This is a genomic window from Megamonas rupellensis DSM 19944, assembly GCF_000378365.1.
GTDB classification, from domain to species: domain Bacteria; phylum Bacillota; class Negativicutes; order Selenomonadales; family Selenomonadaceae; genus Megamonas; species Megamonas funiformis.
In genome coordinates, this window is record NZ_KB899573.1 from 34,214 (window position 1) to 57,652 (window position 23,439).

General features: G+C 28.9%; 20 protein-coding genes. 10 read left to right on the forward strand and 10 right to left on the reverse strand.

Annotation, left to right across the window (positions count from 1 at the left end):
• The first annotated feature begins 117 nt into the window (after nucleotides 1-117).
• Together glmS and F553_RS0104340 are read left to right on the forward strand one after the other, a co-directional pair.
• Nucleotides 118-1,947, forward strand: coding sequence for a glutamine--fructose-6-phosphate transaminase (isomerizing) (gene glmS, locus F553_RS0104335; RefSeq protein WP_008538534.1), 1,830 nt, complete (start codon nucleotides 118-120; stop codon nucleotides 1,945-1,947).
• A gap of 161 nt (nucleotides 1,948-2,108) precedes the next feature.
• Nucleotides 2,109-3,617, forward strand: a complete 1,509-nt coding sequence (locus tag F553_RS0104340) for an IMP dehydrogenase (RefSeq protein WP_018999146.1) — start codon at nucleotides 2,109-2,111, stop codon at nucleotides 3,615-3,617.
• 93 nt (nucleotides 3,618-3,710) lie between these two features.
• Here F553_RS0104340 and F553_RS0104345 read toward each other — a convergent pair whose 3' ends face one another.
• The 8 genes from F553_RS0104345 to F553_RS0104380 all read right to left on the reverse strand — a co-directional run bounded on the left by F553_RS0104345 (nucleotide 3,711) and on the right by F553_RS0104380 (nucleotide 10,770).
• Nucleotides 3,711-4,466 (reverse strand): ABC transporter ATP-binding protein, encoded by a 756-nt coding sequence (locus F553_RS0104345; protein WP_018999147.1) that lies wholly within the window; start codon nucleotides 4,464-4,466, stop codon nucleotides 3,711-3,713.
• Nucleotides 4,467-4,486: 20 nt separating this feature from the next.
• The gene (locus F553_RS0104350) at nucleotides 4,487-5,260 is read right to left on the reverse strand and encodes an ATP-binding cassette domain-containing protein (protein WP_018999148.1); all 774 of its coding nucleotides are present in this window, start codon (nucleotides 5,258-5,260) and stop codon (nucleotides 4,487-4,489) included.
• 18 nt (nucleotides 5,261-5,278) lie between these two features.
• Nucleotides 5,279-6,820 (reverse strand): ABC transporter substrate-binding protein, encoded by a 1,542-nt coding sequence (locus F553_RS0104355; RefSeq protein WP_018999149.1) that lies wholly within the window; start codon nucleotides 6,818-6,820, stop codon nucleotides 5,279-5,281.
• A 19-nt stretch (nucleotides 6,821-6,839) separates the two neighbouring features.
• Nucleotides 6,840-7,649 carry a nickel transporter permease gene (nikC, locus tag F553_RS0104360; protein ID WP_018999150.1) on the reverse strand — a complete coding sequence of 270 codons (810 nt, stop codon included), beginning with the start codon at nucleotides 7,647-7,649 and terminating at the stop codon, nucleotides 6,840-6,842.
• Between the two features lies 1 nt (nucleotide 7,650).
• Nucleotides 7,651-8,586 (reverse strand): ABC transporter permease, encoded by a 936-nt coding sequence (locus tag F553_RS0104365; protein WP_018999151.1) that lies wholly within the window; start codon nucleotides 8,584-8,586, stop codon nucleotides 7,651-7,653.
• Between the two features lie 47 nt (nucleotides 8,587-8,633).
• On the reverse strand, nucleotides 8,634-9,371 hold the full coding sequence (locus F553_RS0104370; protein WP_018999152.1) for a class I SAM-dependent methyltransferase: 738 nt from the start codon (nucleotides 9,369-9,371) through the stop codon (nucleotides 8,634-8,636).
• Between the two features lie 29 nt (nucleotides 9,372-9,400).
• Nucleotides 9,401-10,159 carry a class I SAM-dependent methyltransferase gene (locus tag F553_RS0104375; RefSeq protein ID WP_018999153.1) on the reverse strand — a complete coding sequence of 253 codons (759 nt, stop codon included), beginning with the start codon at nucleotides 10,157-10,159 and terminating at the stop codon, nucleotides 9,401-9,403.
• Between the two features lie 164 nt (nucleotides 10,160-10,323).
• Nucleotides 10,324-10,770 (reverse strand): GNAT family N-acetyltransferase, encoded by a 447-nt coding sequence (locus F553_RS0104380; protein ID WP_018999154.1) that lies wholly within the window; start codon nucleotides 10,768-10,770, stop codon nucleotides 10,324-10,326.
• A gap of 131 nt (nucleotides 10,771-10,901) precedes the next feature.
• Between F553_RS0104380 and F553_RS0104385 the strand changes: the two genes are divergently transcribed.
• On the forward strand, nucleotides 10,902-12,122 hold the full coding sequence (locus F553_RS0104385) for a class I SAM-dependent rRNA methyltransferase (RefSeq protein WP_018999155.1): 1,221 nt from the start codon (nucleotides 10,902-10,904) through the stop codon (nucleotides 12,120-12,122).
• 100 nt (nucleotides 12,123-12,222) lie between these two features.
• On the opposite strand, the gene F553_RS0104390 is transcribed toward F553_RS0104385, so the two are convergent.
• Both F553_RS0104390 and F553_RS0104395 read right to left on the reverse strand, forming a co-directional pair.
• Complete coding sequence (locus tag F553_RS0104390) at nucleotides 12,223-13,941, reverse strand: DUF262 domain-containing protein (protein WP_018999156.1); 1,719 nt, start codon at nucleotides 13,939-13,941, stop codon at nucleotides 12,223-12,225.
• Nucleotides 13,942-13,989: 48 nt separating this feature from the next.
• Nucleotides 13,990-14,472, reverse strand: coding sequence for a prolyl-tRNA synthetase associated domain-containing protein (locus F553_RS0104395; protein ID WP_018999157.1), 483 nt, complete (start codon nucleotides 14,470-14,472; stop codon nucleotides 13,990-13,992).
• A gap of 538 nt (nucleotides 14,473-15,010) precedes the next feature.
• Here F553_RS0104395 and cas6 point away from each other — a divergent pair.
• From cas6 to F553_RS0104430, 7 genes are all read left to right on the forward strand, one after another.
• Nucleotides 15,011-15,703: a CRISPR-associated endoribonuclease Cas6 gene (gene cas6 / locus F553_RS0104400; protein ID WP_018999158.1), complete on the forward strand. Its 693-nt coding sequence runs from the start codon at nucleotides 15,011-15,013 to the stop codon at nucleotides 15,701-15,703.
• A gap of 27 nt (nucleotides 15,704-15,730) precedes the next feature.
• Nucleotides 15,731-17,542, forward strand: a complete 1,812-nt coding sequence (locus F553_RS0104405; RefSeq protein WP_018999159.1) for a hypothetical protein — start codon at nucleotides 15,731-15,733, stop codon at nucleotides 17,540-17,542.
• Nucleotides 17,543-17,560: 18 nt separating this feature from the next.
• Nucleotides 17,561-18,478, forward strand: a complete 918-nt coding sequence (locus F553_RS0104410; RefSeq protein WP_018999160.1) for a type I CRISPR-associated protein Cas7 — start codon at nucleotides 17,561-17,563, stop codon at nucleotides 18,476-18,478.
• A gap of 3 nt (nucleotides 18,479-18,481) precedes the next feature.
• The gene (gene cas5b / locus F553_RS0104415) at nucleotides 18,482-19,312 is read left to right on the forward strand and encodes a type I-B CRISPR-associated protein Cas5b (RefSeq protein ID WP_008538511.1); all 831 of its coding nucleotides are present in this window, start codon (nucleotides 18,482-18,484) and stop codon (nucleotides 19,310-19,312) included.
• A gap of 70 nt (nucleotides 19,313-19,382) precedes the next feature.
• On the forward strand, nucleotides 19,383-21,956 hold the full coding sequence (locus F553_RS0104420; protein WP_018999161.1) for a CRISPR-associated helicase/endonuclease Cas3: 2,574 nt from the start codon (nucleotides 19,383-19,385) through the stop codon (nucleotides 21,954-21,956).
• A 348-nt stretch (nucleotides 21,957-22,304) separates the two neighbouring features.
• Nucleotides 22,305-22,580, forward strand: coding sequence for a hypothetical protein (locus F553_RS0104425; protein WP_018999162.1), 276 nt, complete (start codon nucleotides 22,305-22,307; stop codon nucleotides 22,578-22,580).
• Between the two features lie 123 nt (nucleotides 22,581-22,703).
• Nucleotides 22,704-23,420, forward strand: coding sequence for a TRM11 family SAM-dependent methyltransferase (locus F553_RS0104430; protein WP_026296926.1), 717 nt, complete (start codon nucleotides 22,704-22,706; stop codon nucleotides 23,418-23,420).
• The last annotated feature ends 19 nt before the right edge of the window (nucleotides 23,421-23,439 follow it).

Genomic DNA, 23,439 nt, shown 5'->3' on the forward strand with positions numbered 1-23,439 from the left:
CTAGTCGATAGTAGCTGGCAAAACTTTTAAGTGATTAAAAGGACAATACAGCAAAAGATTTATACAGAAAATATATCTTCAAAAATTTAATAATTTAATTTTAGGAGGCATATTTTTATGTGCGGTATTGTAGGTTATGTTGGTGAAAAACAGGCAGCTAATTTTTTAATTGATGGATTAACAAAATTAGAATATAGAGGATATGACTCTGCTGGTATTGCTGTTTTTGATGGTGAAAAAATTAATGTGGCAAAATCTGTTGGTCGTTTAGCTGCATTAAAAGAAAAAATCAAAAATAATACTCCTGAAGGTGTAATGGGTATTGGTCATACTAGATGGGCAACTCATGGTCGTCCATCTGATGTGAATTCTCATCCACATACAGATTGTTCTGGCAAATTCGCTATTGTACACAATGGTATTATCGAAAACTTTATGTCTTTAAAAGAAGAATTAATAGCTAAAGGACATAAATTTGTTTCTGAAACAGATACTGAAGTTGTAGCTCATTTAATCGAAGATGTTTATGAAGGCGATTTTGTAGAAGCTGTAAATAAAGTATTGAATAGAATTGAAGGTTCTTATTCTCTTGCTTTCATGTGCCAAGATTATCCAGATACACTTATTTGTACTAAAAAAGATAATCCACTAGTAATCGGTTTAGGTGAAGGTGAAAACTTTATAGCTTCTGATATTCCTGCTATCATTGCGTATACTCGTCGTACTTATATCATGAATGATGGCGAAATTGCAGTAGTTAAAAAAGATAGCATTTGGGTAACAGATAGAAAAGGTAATCCTATTACTAAAAAAGTATTTGAAGTAAATTGGAATGCTGAAGCTGCTGAAAAAGGCGGATATGAACATTTCATGTTAAAAGAAATTCATGAACAGCCAAAAGCAGTAAGAGATACAATTTCTCCACGTATCAATAAAGAAAATACACAAGTTGTTTTAGATGAATTAAAATGGACTAAAGAGTATGTAGAAAACTTTAATAAAATCTATATTGTAGCTTGTGGTACAGCTTATCATGCTGGTCTTGTAGGTAAATATTACATTGAAAAATTAGCTCGTATACCAGTAGAAATTGATATCGCTTCTGAATTTAGATATCGTGATCCAATCATTGATGAACACACACTTACAATTGTTATCAGTCAGTCTGGTGAAACAAGTGATACACTTGCAGCACTTAAAGAATCCAAACGTCTTGGTGCAAAAACTTTAGCTATTACAAACGTAGTAGGTTCTTCTATCGCTCGTGAAGCTGATCAGGTAATGTACACATGGGCTGGCCCAGAAATCGCTGTAGCTTCTACAAAAGCATATACAACTCAGCTTGTAACAATGTTCTTATTTGCTATGTATGTTTCTGGCTTAAAAGGTACTATTACAACTGAAAGAACTCATGAACTTTTAACACAGCTTCGTTTACTTCCAGATGAAATAAATCGTACTTTAGAAGATGTAGAACCAATCAAAACTTTTGCTAAAAATTATGCATTTAACAATGATGTATTCTACATTGGTCGTTCTCTAGACTATAATGTAGCACTTGAAGGTTCTTTAAAATTAAAAGAAATTTCCTATATTCACGCTGAAGCATATGCAGCTGGTGAATTAAAACATGGAACACTTGCATTGATTGAATCTGGTGTGCCTGTTATTGCTCTTGCAACTCAAAAAAGTGTATATGAAAAAACTTTAAGCAATATTAAAGAAGTAAAAGCTCGTGATGCAGTTATGATTGGTATTGCGGCTGAAGATGATAATGAACTTGAAAAATATGTAGACCATGTAATTAAAGTTCCAGCTACAGATGAATTATTAATTCCACTTTTAACTGTAGTACCTTTACAATTACTTGCTTATTATGCAGCAATTACTCGTGGTTGTGATGTAGATAAACCTCGTAATCTTGCTAAATCTGTAACAGTAGAATAAAAAAGTGTAAAACGGCTGTAGAAATTGCAGCCGTTTTTATTAATTTTGTTTAATAGTAGTTGACAAATAAGAAAAATAATACTATTATCTAGAAAATACTTTTATTACATTTTATTTTGCGTTATACTAGTACTATAAAAAATAAGGAAAGAGGTATTGTCGTGGCATATTATTTTAAAGAAGCATCTCATACTTTTGGGGAATATTTATTAGTTCCAGGTTATTCTTCTGAAAAATGCATTCCTGCAAATGTTTCTCTTGAAACTCCACTTGTAAAATTCAGAAAAGGTGAAGAACCAAAAATAAAGCTTAATGTTCCAATGACTTCCGCTATCATGCAGGCTGTATCTAATGATACAATGGCTATTGCACTTGCAAAAGAAGGCGGTATTTCCTTTATTTACGGTTCTCAAAGTATTGAAGACCAAGCCGCAATGGTTAGTCGTGTAAAAAATTATAAATCTGGTTTTGTAAGTAGTGATTCTAATATTATGCCTTCTACTACTTTAGGCGAAGTATTAGCATTAAAAGCTAAAACTGGACATTCTACAATGGCTGTTACTGAAGATGGTACACCAACAGGAAAATTAGTAGGTATTGTTACTAGCCGTGATTATCGTGTTAGTCGTATGAGCATGGATACAAAAGTTGAAACTTTCATGACTCCATTTAACAAATTAATCTATGCTGATGCAGATACTACTACATTGTCTATGGCAAATGACCTCATTTGGCAACATAAATTAAATATGTTACCTCTTGTTGATAAAAATCAACGTTTACGCTACATGGTATTTAGAAAAGACTATACAGATAACAAAGAACATGCATTAGAACTTACAGATAACAATAAACGTTATTTAGTAGGTGCTGGTATCAACACTCGTGATTATGCAGAACGCGTTCCTGCACTTTTAAAAGCTGGTGCTGATGTACTTTGTATTGACTCTTCTGAAGGTTTTTCTGAATGGCAAAGAATGACATTAAAATATATTCATGAAAACTTCGGTGAAGATGTAAAAGTTGGTGCTGGTAACGTAGTAGATAAAGATGGCTTCCGTTTCTTAGCTGAAGCAGGTGCTGACTTCGTAAAAGTTGGTATCGGTGGTGGTTCTATCTGTATCACTCGTGAAACAAAAGGTATTGGTCGTGGACAGGCTACAGCTTTAATTGATGTAGTTGAAGCTCGTGATGAATATTATAAAGAAACAGGTATTTATATTCCTGTATGTTCTGATGGTGGTATTGTACATGACTATCATATGACTCTTGCATTAGCTATGGGTGCAGATTTCCTCATGCTCGGACGTTATTTCTCCCGCTTTGATGAAAGCCCAACAAATAAAGTTCGTATCAATGGTACTTACTTAAAAGAATATTGGGGCGAAGGTTCTAATCGTGCTCGTAACTGGCAACGTTATGACCTCGGTGGAGATAAAAAATTATCCTTCGAAGAAGGTGTTGATTCCTACGTTCCATATGCAGGACCATTACATGATAACGTTATGTTAACTCTTAGCAAAATGCGTTCTACAATGTGCAACTGTGGTGCATTAAACATCAAAGAATTCCAAGACAAAGCAAAACTTACTTTAGTTTCCGCAACAAGCATTGTTGAAGGCGGTTCTCATGATGTTATTCTTAAAGATAAATTCAGAGGTAATGATTGATTTTAATTAAATTTAAATGATATTATTGCAGTAAATAAAAAAGATTGCATTAGAAAATTTTCTAGTGCAATCTTTTTGTTTTATATATTTGTTTTAACTACAAATATTGATTAATTCTTTTGTGTATTCTTCTTGGGGATTTTTTAGAACTTCTGAGGTTAAGCCTCGTTCAATGATTTTTCCTTGATACATAATCAATATTTTATTACATAATTTTTGGACTAAAGCTAAATCATGAGAGATAAAAATAATGCTTAAATCTAATTCTTGGCGAAGTTTTAATAGTAAATTCAAAATTTCCATTTGCGTTATCGTATCTAAGGCAGATGTTATTTCATCACAGATTAAAACTTGAGGTTTAATAGAAATAGCTCTAGCTATAGCACAACGCTGACATTGACCACCACTTATTTGATGAGGATATTTATTTTTTATCTCCAAGGGTAAAGCTACCTTAGTTAATAAATCATCTAAAATTTGTTTTGCTTGAGCTTTGTTTGTACCAATATTGATGAGTGGCTCAATAATACTATCGCCTAGACGTTGACGCGGATTAAATGATTCTTGAGGTAATTGAAAGACCATTTGTACTTGGCGATAAAATTGTTTTAATTCTTGTTTAGAATATTGATGGATATTTTTATCTTTAAATAATACTTCTCCTGTAGTTGGCGTTTCAAGTCTTATTAAAATATTGGCTAATGTAGATTTGCCACAGCCACTTTCGCCGACAATGGCAAGGCTATCGCCTTTTTGTAGGGTGAAATTTATATCATCTAAAGCTTTAAAATCATGGTCATTTTTTAGATAGTTTTTAGTCAAATTAATGACTTTTAAAATTTCTTGCATGAAAGCACCTCTTTAGGTGTTTATTTTTTTAGTATGATGACGGCTTGTAATAATTTTTTAGTGTAATCTTCTTGGGGGTTGGCTAAAAGAATTTCTGTGGGATTTTGTTCAATTATTTTGCCTTGGTGCATGATGATGATTTTATCTGCTATTTTGGCTAAAACTTTTAAATTGTGAGATACGAATAAAATGCTCGTATTTAATTTTTGTTTCATTAGTAATAATTCTTGTAAAACTTTAGCTTGGGACATGACATCTAAAGCAGAAGTAGGCTCATCAGCAATTAATAATTGAGGTTTTAACATCATTGTCAGAGCGATATTAATGCGTTGGTTCATGCCACCAGATAACATAAAGGGGTAGGCATTTAAAATATTTTTGCCGTCATTTAAACCTATTTTGGTAAAAATATCTAATGCTTGAGAGATGATTTCATCAGCTGTGATTTTTTGATGTGCTGATATGGTTTCAATGAATTGACTTTTTATAGTGCGGACAGGGCAAAAAAATGTTTGCGGGTTTTGCGAAATAAAGGCTATTTCTTTACCATAGATATGAGTTAATTGTTTTGCTTTTAAGTTGTATAAATTTTTATCTTGCCAATGGATTTCACCTTGAATATTAAAATCTTGGGGCAATAGATGTAAAATGCTATTTAATAAAGTACTTTTTCCAGAACCAGAACCGCCAGCAATTCCAATTATTTCAGCAGTATTTAATTTTAGATTGATGTTCTTTAAGATATTTTGTTTATTATGGGAAATAGTTAAATCTTGAATAGTTAATAAGGACATGATTGACCTACCTATTTGTTATTTAAAGTCTAAATCGGCAGTGATTTCATAATAATCACTAGGATGAGCTACAAAATTTATGACCTTGGACTTAGAGACAAAAGACATTTTTAAATGAGAAGCGAAGATAAAGCCATAATCATCTAATAAAATCTGTTGCATCTGTACTGCTAAGTCAGCTCGTTTTCGACTATTGAATTCATTATGCAGTTTTTGAGCTAAGATTTCTAATTTATCGTTATAATACTTACCACGATTTTTGGCTGAATTTTGGAGACAATGTGTAGTGAAGAAATATTCTGGATCGCCAGTCGGTGCAGTTACAAAGGCACTGGCATAGATATCCCAGTTTCCACTAGCTAAAAATTCTTGTTGATTGATAGTATTGTTGATTTTTAAGTCAATGCCGATAGTTTTTAGATTGGCTTGAGCGATTTCTGCAAGCAAGGGCAATTCTTGGCGACCAGGATAAGTCAGCCAGCGAAGTATGAGTTTTTGTCCATTTTTATCAACATAGCCATCACCGTCATTATCTATCCAGCCAGCTTGAGCTAATAGTTCTTTAGCTTCTGTTGGATTGTAATTTACAGTTTGTAATTTGTCGCCACCAAAGGTGAAATTATCTGGGAAAGCACCAATGGCTATAGAGCCATTATCTTGGAGTAGGTTATGCGTAAAACCTTGTTTATCTAAACTCATAGCTATAGCTTTGCGAATATTATAATCTTGAAGTATAGGATTATTATAGTTTATTTGGGCAAAAAAACAGCGAGAAGTAGCTATTGAACTCACATGATAATCAGGATTATTTTGGAATAAATCTAAATTAGCATAAGGAAGCCCTTGGACAGCATCAAATTCTCCAGTTTGTAATGCCATAGTGAGCGTATCGCCATCTATTACTTCAGTTATAATTACTTTATCCATGGCTACATTGCCGTTCCAGTAATTAGGATTTTTTACGAGTTCAATTTGTTTATCTGATACTTTAGTAGCGACAAAGGGGCCAGTGCCAGCTACATTATTATCAGCAGTAATACCATATTGCATATCGATAATGGCACCATAAGGATCGCTGAGATAATTTAAAAGAGCAGGTACTTTTTCTTGTGATTTAATGATGATATCTTGACCATCAGCTGTGATTGAAGCAATTTTTAAATCAAAAGGAGCTCTGTCATGATTTTTGATTAAATCTTCTAGACATTCTTTGACAGCTTGACCATCTAAGGCTCTACCACTAGAAAATTTAATATTATCTTTTAAAGTGATTTTTACAGTATAATCATCTAATTGTTCATAGCTTTTAGCAAGCCATGGTTCAAGTTGCATTTTATCATTAAATTTAAATAAAGTTTCGCCAACACCATAGCGAACTGCTGACCAGCCGGAATAATCATGGTGCGGATTTAGACCAGTATTGCCCATTTCAATACCATAGGCAGTAGTGCCGAAATGAAATACTTTTTCTGTGGAAGAAGTAGTGTTATTGGAAGTACAACCTGTTAAATAAAAATTCATTAAAAATAAACATAATGCTAGGACTTTAGAAAAAGACATGAAAACCTCCTATTTTGTTTTAGGATAATTGTTTAGGATCTAGTTTATCATTGAGTACATCAGCGAATAGATTAAATAGTAATACTGTGAGAAAAATAGCAGCAGCAGGAGCTAAAATCATCCATGGAGCAATTTGTAAAAAAATACGGCCACTGCTCATCATGGCACCCCATTCTGCTGATGGAGGCATAGCACCTAAGCCTAAAAAAGATAGACCAGCAATTTCCATAATCATAGTGCCGATATTTAAAGTGGCCGTAGTGAGTAAAATGGGGAATATATTGGGTAAAATATGTTTGTAGATAATTTTGAAATCACTAGAACCATTGATAATGCTTGCTTTAATGAATAGGGAATTTTTTAAAACTAAAGTTTGACTGCGAGCAAGTAGTGCAAATTTGGGCCAGGAAATCAATGAAAGTGCCAGTATGGCATTGAAAATACTACCGCCTAAAATGCCAACTAAAGCGATAGCAAAGATAATTCCTGGAAAAGCAAGAAAAATATCTGTGATTCGCATTAAAAGATTGTCTAAGTTTTTGCCAAAATAGCCACAGATAACACCGATTAAAGAACCGAAAACACTTGATATAATGACGAGAAATAATGAAGAAAAAATAGTCGTTTGAGCACCGATTAAGATGCGAGAAAAGATATCGCGACCATATTTATCTGTGCCGAGTAAGTGTATAGCATTAGGTGCTTGTAGTGTATTGGCTAAATTTTGTTCATAGGGATCAAACGGTACAATATAAGGTGCTAGGATAGTGATGAATAGTAAAATGCAAATAGCACAAGTTAATAAATAAAATTTAAAATTAGTATTCATATTAAGCTTTCCATTGTTGTTTTATTCTAGGATCTAAATAATGATATAAGATATCTGCAATCAGATTGATAAACATATAGATAAGAGAGAGATAAAATACATATGCTAAAACGATGGGATAATCGCGAAGGTTGATAGCATCAATAGCCAATTTTCCGACACCGTCCCAGCGGAAAATAGTTTCAATGATGGCACTACCACCTAAAAGTGAACCAATAGATAGACAGATAAGCGTTAAAAGTGGAAGTGTAATCATTTTTAAAATACTGTGAATTAAAATTGTAGATAATTTTAAACCACGAGCTTTAGCACAGCGTACATAATCTTGATGAAGTTGCTCAATGACTACAATGCGAATTTGGCGGATATACTTTGCACTCATAGGCAGGGCAAGTGCTATGGAAGGTAAAATAAGACCGATAAAATTATTATCAATTAAAACAGGAATTAATTTTAATTGTACGGAGAAAATATAAATTAAAATTAGAGCCACTACAAATCCAGGTAAGGAATTGCCAATAAAACTAAATAAGCGAATAATATAATCAATTATTTTATTTTGTTTAATCGCTGATAAAATACCAAGTGGCAAAGATATCAATAGAGTCAATAAGATAGAGCTAAGTGTCAGATATAAAGTCTGTGGCAATTTATCAAAAAATAGAGAAGAAACATCTTTTCCGGAAAGATAAGAAGTTCCCATATTGCCAGATAATATGGATAATAGCCAATTTACATATTGAATAAATATCGGCTGGTCTAAGCCTAAATCTTGGCGAATTTGTGTTTTAGTGGCTTCTGAATAAACGACTCCACGATTTAGTTCCATGATATCGACAATATCATTAGTTGAATGTAATAAAATAAAAGTGAATAAAGTAATACCTAATAAAATAGGTATTAAATAGAGTAAACGATGAAGTATATATTTTTTCATGATTGTTCCTATATAAAATATAAATAGAGTAATAGTAAATAATTAATTTATTTTTGTGCGTAGATTAAAAATACAGGAGCAGGATTGTAGAATTTATCTTGATGTTTGTAAATGCGTTGACCGATATTTGTATCAGCAAACACATCTTTGAATTGAAGTTGTTTTAAAATGCGTAAATCCCAATCAGGACGTATTTTTGAAGATATTTCTAAGCTATTTTTGATTAAATCACATTCTTGCATAAGTGTTGGTTTCACTTGGCGGTGAGCATGATTTAAAGGTAGATTTTCTATTTTAGTTTGATAAAATTGCTCATTGCCATAATCGGCATCAAAATTCAATAAAATTCCTTGTGGTTTTAATACGCGATACCATTCACTATAAGCTTTTTGTGGATTGGGCAAAGTCCATGTGAGATTTCTAGAGATGATGACATCAAAAGTATTATCTGCAAAATAAAGATTTTCAGCGTCCATCACTTGAAAATTAATTTTATAATCATGCTGTTGAAGTTTTGTTAAAGATTGTTTAGCTTGTTCAATCATGGAAGCTGTTAAATCAATGCCTTCTACTTCGTGATGATATTGGGCAAGTAGATTGGCAAAAAAGCCAGTGCCTGTGCCTACATCAAGAATTTTGCAAGGTCTTTGCGGTAAATATTTAGTGATTTCAGTGAGCCATAATTCAGACATATAACTATGCAATTCTTCTTGTCGCAATTGAGCAAAATTTTCACTGCGTTTTGTCCAATAATTAATAATTCTATCTTTGATTTTTGTTTCCATAAAAATTCCCCATTTTATATTGATTTAGATTATTTGATTGCTTTAATTAAAAACATTGGCGTAGAAGCATAATTTAATTTTTCTTCATTGCTCCATACTTGTTGCCAGATATTTGAAATAATATTTATCGTAGTAAAAGCGATTTTAGTTAAAATTTCTCTATCCCAATCAGGTCGATGTATACTACTCAAAGGAACTTGTTTAGCGATATTTTCCATGGCATCAATATCGGTGCAAGTATAATGGTCGTCCATGTTAGCTTTGGCAACCATTTTTCTATCTTCTTCATAAGCTTGCCTTTTTTGCTCATCAAATAAATGGTTGTACCAATTAGCATCAAAATTTAATAAAACGCCATCTTTTTTTAAGACGCGATGCCATTCACTATAAGCTTGTTGCGGATTTTCTAAATTCCATGTCAGATTGCGTGTAACGATGACATCAAATTTTTTATCAGGAAAGTTTAAATTTTGAGCGTCCATCTGTTGAAAGTCGATTTGTTCGCTGAATTTACCTGCATTTTGTTTAGCTTCTAAAAGCATTTGTTCAGTATAATCAATGGCTGTGATATCAAAACCTAATTGAGCTAAAATAATAGCAAAAAAGCCTGGCCCAGTGCCTATATCTAAGATTTTTATATTTTTATTAGCTTTAAAGGGAATATATTGTAATAAAGTTTGTTGCCATTTATGTTTTTGTTCACTATGTAATTCGCCTTGATTGACTTGAGAATATCCTTCAGCGCGATTTGTCCAATAAGTTTGTATTTCTTGTAATAATTTTGTCATAATTATCCTCACCATTGTATGATTATGTAAATTAGTATAAAACGATAAATATTCAGCCACAAGCTCTACTAGGGGATATAAATAAGCGAAAAATGAAAAAAGCTATAAAGAAGATTATTCCTTGAAAATACAGGGATAGGAAAGATTTTCTTTATAGCTTAGATTTATTTTTTTAGATGTAATATGGGGAAGGGGCGGTTATCACTATCTACAGGTGAACGTTTAAAAATAGTAAAACCTTGTCGTAGATAAAATTTTAGAGCTTTAGGATTTTGTTCATTTACATCAACATATTTAATTTGATAATCTTGTATGGCTGTGGAAATCATTTTATAGCCGATACCTTGTTGAAAATAATCAGGACTTAAAAATAACATCTCTAATTTATCATCAGCAATTCCAGAAAAACCGATAGGCTCATCATCATCTGTAAATGATACGAGCAAAATCGGAATTTGTTTTAATCCTATAACTACTTGAGGCAAAATATCTTTTATATCTTGAGGAGAAAGAAATAAATGTGTAGCTTCAACTGATTTTTGCCAAATAATTGTCAATTTATTTATGAGTGTTTCATTTCGTAAAGAATAATCTATTTCTTTTAGATACATAATGAAACTCCTTTCGCTAAGGTGATAAATATATTTTAATTTATTATAGATTATATTTGAAGGCTTTCATAAGAATTGATATAATAGAGCATAATATTTTATTTGTAGTTTTAAAGAAAAGGACGAAGAAAATGAGAGAATTTACAAAAATAAAAATTACGCCTAAAGGAGAACGTTCTGTAAAACATGGTCATCCATGGGTTTTTGGCGATGAAGTAATCGACATTGATGGCACTTATGAAAATGGCGATTTAGTTGATGTACTTACAAATAAGGGCAAATACCTTGGTACAGGTTTTATCAATGATAATTCTAAAATTCGCATAAGAATTATTTCCACAAATGCTAATGATAAATTTGATGAAGCATTTTGGGAACGTCGCGTGCGTTATGCTATTGATTATCGCCGTCAAGTAATGGGTGAAGACTTCAACTGCTGTCGTTTGATTTTTGGTGAAGCAGATAGTTTCCCTGGACTTACAATTGACCGTTTTGAAGATGTATTAGTAGCACAAGTTTTATCTTTAGGTATCGAAGTTCGCAAAGATGTTATTTTTAGCAAAGTAATTGAAATTATGCGTGAATATGGCGAAGAAATAAATTGCTTCTATGAACGCAATGATGTTAAAATCCGCAAACTTGAAGGCATGGAAGAATATAAAAGATTTTATAAACATCCATTATTAGATGAAAGTAAGGAACATACAACATTAGTTATCACTGAAAATAATATTAAATATAACGTTGATGTAGAAAACGGACAAAAAACAGGCTTTTTCTTAGACCAAAAATACAATCGTAGAGCCGTAGCTCATTTGGCAAAAGGCAGAAAAGTATTAGATTGCTTTACTCATACAGGAGCATTTGCTTTAAATGCTGCTAGTGGCGGTGCATTATCTGTAACAGCTGTAGATATTTCTCAAGAAGCAGTAGATATGACTACTAAAAATATTGAAATGAATGGACTTGATAATGCTAAAGCGATTAAAGCTGATGTATTTAATTTATTGACAAAACTCATTGAAGAAAAAAATAAAGATTATGATTTTATCATCTTAGATCCACCAGCATTTACAAAATCTCATGCGACTGTAACAAATGCTTATCGTGGATATAAAGATATCAATTTGCGTGCAATGAAATTATTGCCACGTGGCGGATATTTAGCAACTTGTTCTTGCTCTCATTTCATGAAAGAAGATTTATTCTTGAAAATGTTAAATGAAGCAGCAAGTGATGCCAAAGTAACACTTCGTCAGATTGAAGCACGTCAGCAATCTCCTGACCACCCAATTGTATTTGGTATTCCAGAAACTTATTATCTTAAATTCTATTTATTCCAGATTGTATAATTAAAGTAAAAAGAAGATAAATATCAAAAATGAATTGCACCCCAGAAGTTGGATATAAAAACAACTTTTGGGGTGCAGTTTAATATGTCTACTTTTTTATTTAATGTGTTAGATTAGTATATTCAGTATTCCATTTTTCAAATAATGATGTTAGTGTAAAAATTATTTCTGCATCTCTAGCATAAATTTCTTCTAATTTCCAGTTAGAAATAGGTATGTTAGATAATTTTTGAGTAACTTTTATAGTAGAGCTTTTATATATTTTCTTTTTTTTGTTAAAATAATTATCACTGGCTTGTATGTTTAATTTCTTTTCAAACGGAGTTTTATTACCAATATGCTCAATTGTAGTTTTTATCATTTTATCTGATACATCAGAGAAATATGTTTTTTGATAGTTTTTAGGTAAGATATGTTCAATTTCCCATTTATCAGGTAATAAATTGTCCTGTTGTGTATATGCAAGTAATTTTAATAACATACGAACGATATTTCTATGAGGCAATTTTAATCCATTTTTTAAATCTTGAGTAGAGATTTCTTTAAATGTAAAATTTGGAAGAGCAGAATTAACAATGGCAATATTAAGTTTTATTATGTCATTTTTAACGGCATTTACAGTAGGTGTTACAACGTATTTTGTACATAATACAACACAAAGTTTTCTTAAAAAAGCTAGAAAATTACATTCAAAATTTTGTTCATTATGATGTGATAAATAATAGATAATAACAGGATATTTCCAGAATTCATTATTGTAAGAAGATAATATATCTAATATAGTAGTTATTTTTTTATTAAAACTCCATAATTCGTCATCAATGCATTCTTTTCGATTAATTACAACCCATAGATTTAAAATATTATCTAATTGTTGCATTATATTAGGAGTGTATAATCTTTCAAAATTATTTTGTGAATAATATTTTCTTAAACCAGGTGTAGTAGTACTATTATCTTTTTCTAGAGCACGAAGGTAATACATGTAATAATAAAATAATTGTTGAATGCTTTCATTAGCACTTTGTGCACGCTCATCAAGGTCTTGCCAATCTGATATGAATTTTTGTTTTTCTTTTTCATTAAGATGATTATAAATTTTGGCTTTGAAAATATCTGCGTCGGATAAGGGTAAACCTCTGTCATTTAAAGTAGAAAAGATTGTTAATGCCGTATCTTGTGTATCAGCTTGTATTGGTAATACAATAGATCTTTCTAAAATATATAAGATAAAATAATAAATTAACATAGGTTTTTCTAAAGATAAATTGTCAAATAAATCTTGAAAGAGAAGGTAATTTTTAGAGTAATTATCTGAGGCTTTTTTATCTGCAATTCCTGTTTCTAAGATTTTTCTAAGAATTTCGTTACCTTCATTATTCATTACTTTAGATTTTATGAGAATTTTAGAGAAATCAAAATCACCTGTAAATTTATCTTTTTTCCAAATTAGAGGACGAATTTCATTCATGAAATTTTCAGCCTGTTTGGTTTTTGTTGGCATAGAAGACAATTTTGTATATATAGCTCGTAGTAATAAAAATAAAGATGTAATACGTTGTTGACCATCAATAATTTCTTGTTCATCGTTTTCATTTTCAAAAAATACGATAGAGCCAAGAAAATATGTATTTTTTCCATTTTCATCATCTATATTTGTTTCAGTAAATTCAAGTAAATCATCAAATAGAGTTTTTGCTTGTTCATCTGTCCAAGCATAAGGACGTTGATATTCTGGTATTAGAAATAAATGGTTAATACCATCTCGTAAAAAATCTTTGACACTTTTTTTATTAACACTTATAGAAGTAGTTGCCATAAGAGTAACCTTCTTTCAAAAATAATATAATAGTAAAATATAATAATTTTAAAGGTTTAATATACGAATTTCATTGCCATGAGGTAGTAATAGATTATATAAGTCTTCAAATTTTAAAAATACAGTGGCGGTATTTTCCATAGGGTGCATACCTATTGTTTGATTTTGTAATTCACTATCAAATATCATTAAGATATTTTTATCTTTGTTATTTAATATGGCAAGTGGTGTAACGCTACCAGGTTTTACTTCTAGCATTTGTTCCATAGCTTCTTGTTTTGCAAAACTAAGACGTTTGCTAGGAATTTTTTCACTTAATTCTTTAAGATTGATATTTTTATGCACAAATAAAGAAACAAGATAGAAGTTTTTCTTTTTGGCATCACATAAAAATAGATTGCGAATGACCTTTTCACGATTAGGAAGATTGGATTTATCGCCTTCTTCTACAGAAAATATAGGTTCATGTTCATATTTAGTGAAAGGTATTTGTTTATCAGTAAGATATTGTAAGATTTCAGCCTTATTCAAAATAAAATCTCCTTTAATTGAATTTAGATATAAAAAAGCTGTAATAATTGAGTATTTTCTCAAATTATTACAGTTTTTTTTGTCATATCGTGCCAAACTTAAAAGTTTTAGTAGGATATATAGCTTAGAACATAGAAAACATCAAATGTTACGGTTAAATAAAAAGTTATAGAATATCTATAATAAAAATAAATATTCAAAAACAATAAATGTTATGGTTAAAAATATAAATGTACTAAATATTATATCGTGTATATATTCTTTTTACAATATTGTTTAAGTAAATAAAAAAATTACTTGACTATCTATATTTAAAACTCTATAATAAAATTAAATTGAGAATAAAAAGAGGAGATAATATATTAACTTTAATTTGTGAAAAAATACTAGATATAATTATTAACATCAATGTGTATATTAATGTTAATTTCTAGTTTTTGACAATGGTAAGAGAAATAATGTTTAAAATATTTCTCTTACTTAAATTAATATATTATTGATATATTATTGAAATATAAATTATGGAAGGAGAAATTCAATGAAGATCTATCAAATTCGTCTAAAATTATTTCTTTTAGAGGATATAGCTGCAAATAAGATTCAAGAAAAGATAACAGCTTTTATTGATTCGGGTTTTAAAGCTAATGAAAAGTGGTTAAATTTTCATGAACAGAATAGTTACAAAAATTATTGTTATGACCAATTATTTCCATTAGAAAAAGATAAACTTTATAAGAAAGAAAAAATTTATACTTTGACTATACGCACTGTTGATTTGGAATTGGCGAAGTATTTTAAATTGGTATGTGTGGACAACCATACAAAAGAAATCAAGGGACTAGTAGCGGAAATCAGAGTGTTGCCTAAAAAAATTCTTGAAACAGTATATAGTATTACGCCTGTGATTGTTAAAACTGAAGAAGGATATTGGAAGGATGCCATAAAATTTTCGGAATTTGAGCAAAGATTAAAAGTTAATTTAATAAAAAAATGGAATGCTTATCATCAAGAAAAAATTGATGAAGATTTTGATTTGTACACTATGATTGAATTAAAAAATAAAAAGCCAATTGCTATGGAATATAAAAATATAAAGTTATTGGGCGATAAAGTTCAAATACAAGTGGCAGATAATAAGCGTGCTCAGGATTTGTGGTATTTTGCTTTGGGTGTTGGTCTAGGTGAGATGAATGCTCGTGGCTGTGGATTTTTGAATTATCGTTGGTTATAACTTTATTTAAAAGAAAGGAGGAATTTTATGTTTAAAGAATGTTTAGATGTTTTTTCAGAGATGTTGAAGCATGAAGATAATCTTATTTTAAAAAGCTATGTACCTGCTGATGGTTCATATGTAATTGTAAAAAAAGATGGAACTGTGAAAAATGCGGATATAAAGATTGATAAAAAAACAAGAGATTTAAATTGTACAGACGATACTTTATTAAGTGATATTTGTTTTTATGATTATCACAGTAAATTGATTTCTATGAATAAGCCAATGGATAGTAAAAAAGTAATTCATTCTAATAATTATTTAGCATTTGCAGTAAAAAAGGATAGTATTACTACTAAACTGACAGAAGCGATTATTGATAATTATTATGATACTTTAAAAAATCCTTTAGAGAAAAAATACAAGAAATCTAAAGAAGCAAGCAAGATTTATCAAAAATTTGAAGAAGAGCATAGTGTTGTAAATATAGAGTTATTAGAAAAATGCAGAAGTTGGATAAAACAGCATATTTTTTCTATTGATAAATTGATAAATATTGATTTAGGAAAAAAAGAATATCTTAAAATCTTCTTTGAAGTTTTTGAAGCAAATGAAGAAGATAATAAGAAGAATAGAGAGTTATTTATTCAAGAAGATAATAGATATATTTTTCCTAACATCTATAATAGTAATGATTATAATGTAGAAGTTGAGGGAAAAATACAAGGTATTCCAGATAATAACCTAGGAATGAATGCTAAGAAACCATTTTTATCCATAAAAACAAGAAAAAATCCAGCTTCGTATTTATTAGATGGAGATACTGCTTTATTGCAGAAACAGTTTTTTGAATATCTAATGAATTTTGCTTCTAATGGTAAAAATAATGTGTATGTCGATACTGTTAATAATAAGATAGAAGCATATGGTGATAAAGAAGAAAGAAAAAAATTTGCAGGCATAGAAGCAGGATATTATTTGCGTATTCAAAAGGGTAAGGAACTAGAAATTCAAGTCCAAGACAATTTAGTAAATTATCAAGATAAATTACTTTTAAATTTTAATTATCAAGATTTTTTCAAGATGAATATAGAAAATTATCCAGAATATACAAAAGATATAGGTATTCACTCGAAAAGAACTAGCGTAGGAAGATTGATAAATGAAATATTCTTCTCAAAGTATTTATTGACTAATTATTTTACTGATGCAAGTGATATTAGTGTAAAAGACAGTGTTTTAAAAAGAATGATTGTTATGTATCGTAATGTCATCTTTGATTGGATATATAAAGGTATTGATAATAATTTTGAAACAGCAGAAAAACGATTTGCTTTAGATTTGATAAAAAATGCATTAATTAACAATTATACTTTGCGTGCAATGACTCAATTAAATTTACATTGGTCATTTAAAGATTATTTTGCTGAATTGAAACAACAAGGAGGAGAAAAAATGGCAGAAGTAGCTACTGAAATTCGAGAAAGTATAAAAGAAAGGGTTATGTCAAAAGAAAAGGTAAAAATGCCTGTCAATGACAAAGAATATTATTATGCTGTAGGTCAGTTAGCGGCTTATTTCATATCATTAAGTAAAGCAAGTAAGAAATCTCAATCTATGATAAATCCTGTCATTAATATTAGCGATGATAGAGTATTGAAAGAACGATTGATACAGTTATATAAAAAATATAATTATGCGATAGAACATTATAATGTTAGATTTAAAAATTTATTTGCTATGATTTTGGCTTACAAACCAGATGCTCGAACAGATAAACAAACAAAAGACGAAATGATTTTATTTGGCTATATGGATAGTAATAGTATATATACAAAAAAAGAAGAAAATAATTGATTTTAGGAGGATATAAAAATGGAAAATAAAACTATGAATAAAAGAATATATGGCATATTAGGTATTTCTTCAGTCATGGGAAATTGGAATGCAGATTTTTCAGGTTATCCAAAATCTACAACTGATGGTAACATTTTTGGTAGTGATAAAGCATTGAAATATCCAATGAAAAAAATGTGGGAGAATGAAGGCAAAAAAGTAATTTATATCAAATCTTTAAATGAAAAATTAATTCCAAGAACATTGAAGGAACGTTATATAAAAGTTTTTGAAGATGAAGATTTAAAGGATGTTAAAAAAGTTTTGACTAATTTAATGAATGCTGTAGATATAAAGAATTTTGGTGCAACTTTTGCAGAAGCTGGTTGTAATATTGCAATTACTGGCGCAGTACAAATCGGTCAAGGTTTTAATAAATATGATAATTCCACAGCGCAAGAACAGCCAATTTTATCTCCATTTGCAGATTCAACAGATGAAAATGCTAAAAATTCCACTATTGGTACAAAAATTACAAGTAATGAAGCACATTATTTTTATCCATTTGTAATTAATCCACTTGCTTATAAAGAATTAATAGAATTAGGCGTTACAGAAGGTTATACAGAAGAAGATTATCAAAACTTTAAACGCACAGCATTGGTATCTGTTACAGCATTTGCAACAAATTCTAAAGTTGGTTGTGAAAATGAATTCGCTGTATTTGTAGAAACGGAAAGTGATGCTTATTTACCTAATTTATCGGAATATATAACTTTTGCCAAAGATGAAGATAAAAATATCATAGATTTGAAGAATTTGACGGATATATTAAATGATATGAACCAGCAGATTAAATCTATAGAAATTTATTACAATCCATATACTACAGAATTAACAAATGACGATATAAAAGATGTTAAGCATTTTAATATCATAACCTCTAAAGAGGTGTAATAAATGGAAATTTTAAAATTTAAACTCAGTGGAAAGAGTGCTTTTTTTAAAAAGCCAGAAGTAAATACGTATTGTTATTTCACTTATGGCAATATTCATAGAGTAGCACTATTAGGTATTTTAGGGGCTATCTTAGGATATAAAGGCTATAGTCAAATGCAAGATATTTTGTCTAATAAAAAGAAAAAAGGCAAATTAGAGCCATCATATCCAGAATTCTATGAGAAACTAAAAGATTTAAAGATTGCTATTTTGCCATTAAATCCTAAAGGTGTTATTACTAAAAAAATACAGATTTTTAATAACTCTGTTGGATATGCTTCCAAAGAACAGGGTGGAAATCTGATTGTAAAAGAACAATGGCTTGAAAATCCCAAATGGGAAATTTGTATTTTGCTAGATTGTGAAGAAGCTATAAAAATCAAAGAAGCTATACAAAATTATAAATGCGAATTTTATCCATATTTAGGAACAAATGACCATTTTGCAGATATTGAGTATTTAGGCGTAGAAGAAGCTCAAACTGTAATACAAGATGATTATAGAATTGATAGTTTTATGGCGAAAGATAATATAGAGTTTATAGAAAAAAATTCTAGACAATTAAGAAAAATTTTGAGTGAAGATGAAATTGAATCATATAGTCGATTTAAATATGAAGAAGCATTGCCAAAAAGTATCGATGCAGAAGTGAATAATTACAAATTAGAAAGATTTGTATATACAAATGGTTTTGTTAAATTTTTAGATAGTAAACAAGTATATTCAATATCAAATCAAGATAATAAAGAAGCAATAGAAGCTAAAAAAAGAAAAAATATAGTATTTTATTGATTGAAATACTATAAACGATTAATAGAAACAAGAGTTGTTTATTAAATTAAATTTAGGAAGGAGATTGTTTATGGAAGCGGATATCTTAAAAAATTTAGTTAAAAATCTAAATCAATACAAGGCTCATAAAAAATCTAAAGATAATGAAATAATATATGAAACCTTATTAGCACATACTGAATTAACAAATAAGTATTTTTTTAAATTTTGGCAGAGTAAAAATTCAGATGAAATTTTTGACAGATTTTGTGATGTTTTTTGGCAGAAAGAAAATATTGATAATAAGTTAAAAAATAAAGCTAAAGATTTATTAAAAGAAATTATTATGACGATACCTATTTTTCATGATATAGGGAAAGTAAATCCAAATTTTCAATTGATGAAATTAAAAGTCAATGATTTTAAAGAAAATGAAGCATATGTAAATACACATCATTCTTTTTTATCATCAATGTTTTATATGGATTATTGTAGAAAACTTGTTTATGATGAAAAAAATGAAGACGAGATTGTAAATTTATTGGCGGAGTTCATTTTATATAATGGATATATTATAGCTAGACATCATAGCGAATTAGGAAGTTTAACGGAATTTACTAAGCTTATAAATTTAGATGATGATACGTATTTTTCTAAATTAAAACGAATTATAAATAATGAAGATATTTATTCAGTTAAGATAGATTTTATAAAATCTGATATAGAAGATATGTTTAGAAATTTAAACAAAGTAGATAAAGATGCTGAAAAAGTAGGTAAAAGAAGTATTAAACAAGGGGTATATTTATCTATTTATATACGCTGGTTATATTCTTTGCTGGTTGCTAGTGATTATTATGCTACATCAGAATTTATGAATGAGGCGGATTTTAGTGAAAATACTGATTTAAATGATATTGATAAATGGGATAGTGTCTATGAGAATACTGATTTATTAAAGAATATTCGCCAATATCAACAAGAAAGATATCCTATAAGTAATGAAGAATTAAATACAGTAACAGATATTAATATTTTACGTAGTGAGATTTTTTGTGAAGTAGAAGAAAAAATAAAAACTAATGCTGATGAAAATATTTTTTATTTAGAAGCTCCAACAGGTAGTGGTAAAAGTAATACAGCTATTAATGCTAGTTTTAAATTAATGCAACATGATAAGAGATTACAAAAGATATTTTATATTTATCCTTTTAATACTTTAGTTGAACAAAACTTAGAAACTTTAGAGAAGGTTTTTGCTGATAATGAAGACATTAAACAAAATATTGCAGTAATAAATTCAATAACGCCGATAAAAGTATCAGAAAAAGATTTAAATGATAATGAAGAAAAAGATGTTTATCAAAAAGCGTTACTTGATAGACAATTTTTAAATTATCCTATGATTTTATCAACACATGTTAGTTTATTTAATATTATCTTTGGTAATAGACAAAGTGATGTATTGGCTTTTTATCAATTGGCAAATAGTGTAATTGTTCTAGATGAAATTCAAAGTTATAAAAATAAAATTTGGGCTGAAATAATATGTTATTTAAAAGAATTAGCGAAAATGTTTAATATTAAAATCATTATAATGTCTGCTACTTTGCCTGATTTGGATATTTTATCGAGATTTCAAGCACAAGCAGTAGATTTGCTAGAAAACTCGAGTAGATTTTTTGCAGTGGATTGTTTTAAAAATCGTGTAAAGTTAAATTATGATTTATTAAAAATTGATAAAGATGATATATTAGGTGAATTAAAAACGCATTTAAAACAATATCTGAAATCAGATAAGAAAATTTTAATTGAATTTATAAAGAAGAAAACAGCGCATGATTTCTGGGTAGATTTACAAGAGAATGAAGATTTTAAAGATGTGCAAATAGAATATTTATCTGGTGATGATAGCATAGCAGAGAGAAAGAGGATTTTAGATAAAGTTAAAAAAGCTACAGATACTATAATTTTAGTATCTACACAAGTTATCGAAGCTGGTGTAGATATAGATATGGATATCGGTTATAAAAATATATCAAAGTTGGATAGCGAAGAACAATTTTTGGGTAGAATAAATCGTTCCTGCAAAAAAGAAGGTATAGCATATTTTTTTGAAGTTGATGAAGCAAGCGATATATACAAAGATGATGTACGATTGAGTGAAAGTATTGTATTAAAAGATGTAAATATGCAAAAGATTTTAGAATTAAAATTGTTTGATGAGTATTATAAGAAAGTATTAGAAACTACCATGGGAAAATATAGCTATCATTTTGATGAATTTATAAAAGATATTTCTGATTTAAATTATGAAAGTATATCTACTCATATGAAATTGATTGATGATACACAGGATATGGTACAAATTTATTTGGTTAGGACTTTATGTGTTGATGGTGAAGTTTTGGATGGAAAACAAATTTGGGATAGTTATGTAGATTTATGGGAAAATGGCAGAAAAACTATGTCTTATGCCGAGTGGAAAATTGAATTATCTAGAATTATAAGCAAAATGAATAATTTTATCTATCAAGTTAGTAAACATAATCTGCATATAGGAAAATTTTATGAACAAATGGGTAATATTATTTGCTTAGAAGATGGCGATAAATATTTTACAAAAGACAAATTTAATAGAGAGATATTATATATTAAGAATTGAAGCATAAATCTATTTTATTAATAATATAGATTTATTATGTTGGTTAAAATTTTTCTAGAATGTTGTTTAAATTAGAGTATAAAATATAAAATCTTAAAAATAAGGAATTAATAGTAATAAATGTTGTTTTTAAATTTGCTGTTGTAGATACTAGGGTAAATATAACGATTAGATTAACAGTAACAAACGTTGTTTTAAATAAACTTAGCAATGGAAATATATAGATATTTTAAAATAAAAAATGATAATAAATTATTATGAATAAATATATAATCTATTAATAATTTTTATAGACTAAAAGAATTATTTTTGTTATAATATACAAACTATGACTTTGGAGGTATATATTTGACAAAAATAAAAATATTATTGATTACTATTTGTATTATGGTGATGTCTACTATGACTGTCAGTGCAAATGCGTTTGATGATTTGAAAGATGACTTAAAAGATGATCAAGCATTGAAATTAGCAGCGGGATATCTAGTTGCTAATGAGGTGCAACGATTAACGAAAATAAGTGTATTAGAATTATTCTTAGCTTCAACAGCAGTTAATTATATGGACAATAAAGATCTAACAAATGCAGTAGTAAAATCTTTAGTATATCAGATAAAATTTTAAATGATGGCATAAACATAAGGATGTTGTTTTGTATAGAATGATATTCTTATGTTTTTTTATTAGATGAAACCTTAGTAATATGTCTTTATAGTATAATTGAAAAAAACTATAGGATATGATGATATGAAGGATAATTTTAAATTGGAAATGACAACAGTATGGTCTTTTCCTAAAAGAGGCAATTGGGCTACACATTCAGGAATGTATCGTGGAAATTGGTCACCATATGTTCCTCGTAATTTAATATTAAAATTTACAGCAGAACATGATTGGATATTAGATCAATTTATGGGAAGTGGAACAACATTAATTGAAGCTAAATTATTGAATAGAAATATTATTGGTATAGATGTTAATGAGAAGGCATATAAAATAACAGAAAAAAACTTAAATTTTGAGTGTAAAACATCATCACATATTCATATAAGATTATGTAGTGCAGAAAATATATATTTTATAAAAAATAATAGTATAGATTGTATTTGTACACATCCTCCATATGCTAATATCATTAAGTATAGTAAAGATAATCAATATGATATATCATTATTAAGTGTTGAAAAATATTTGTTAGCTATGAAAAATGTAGCAAAAGAATCGTATCGTGTGTTAAAATCTAATCATATTTGTGCTATTATGGTAGGCGATATTAGAAAAGAAGGAATTTTAATTCCTTTAGGTTTTTATGTAATGAATATTTTTAAACAGCAAGGTTTTATTTTAAAAGATATAATAATAAAAGAACAACATAATTGTAAATCTACTTCAAAATGGGTAAATATAAAGCATTCTTTTTATTTATTAGCACATGAATATATTTTTATATTTGAGAAAAAGTAAATTTTTATGGAGATGATGA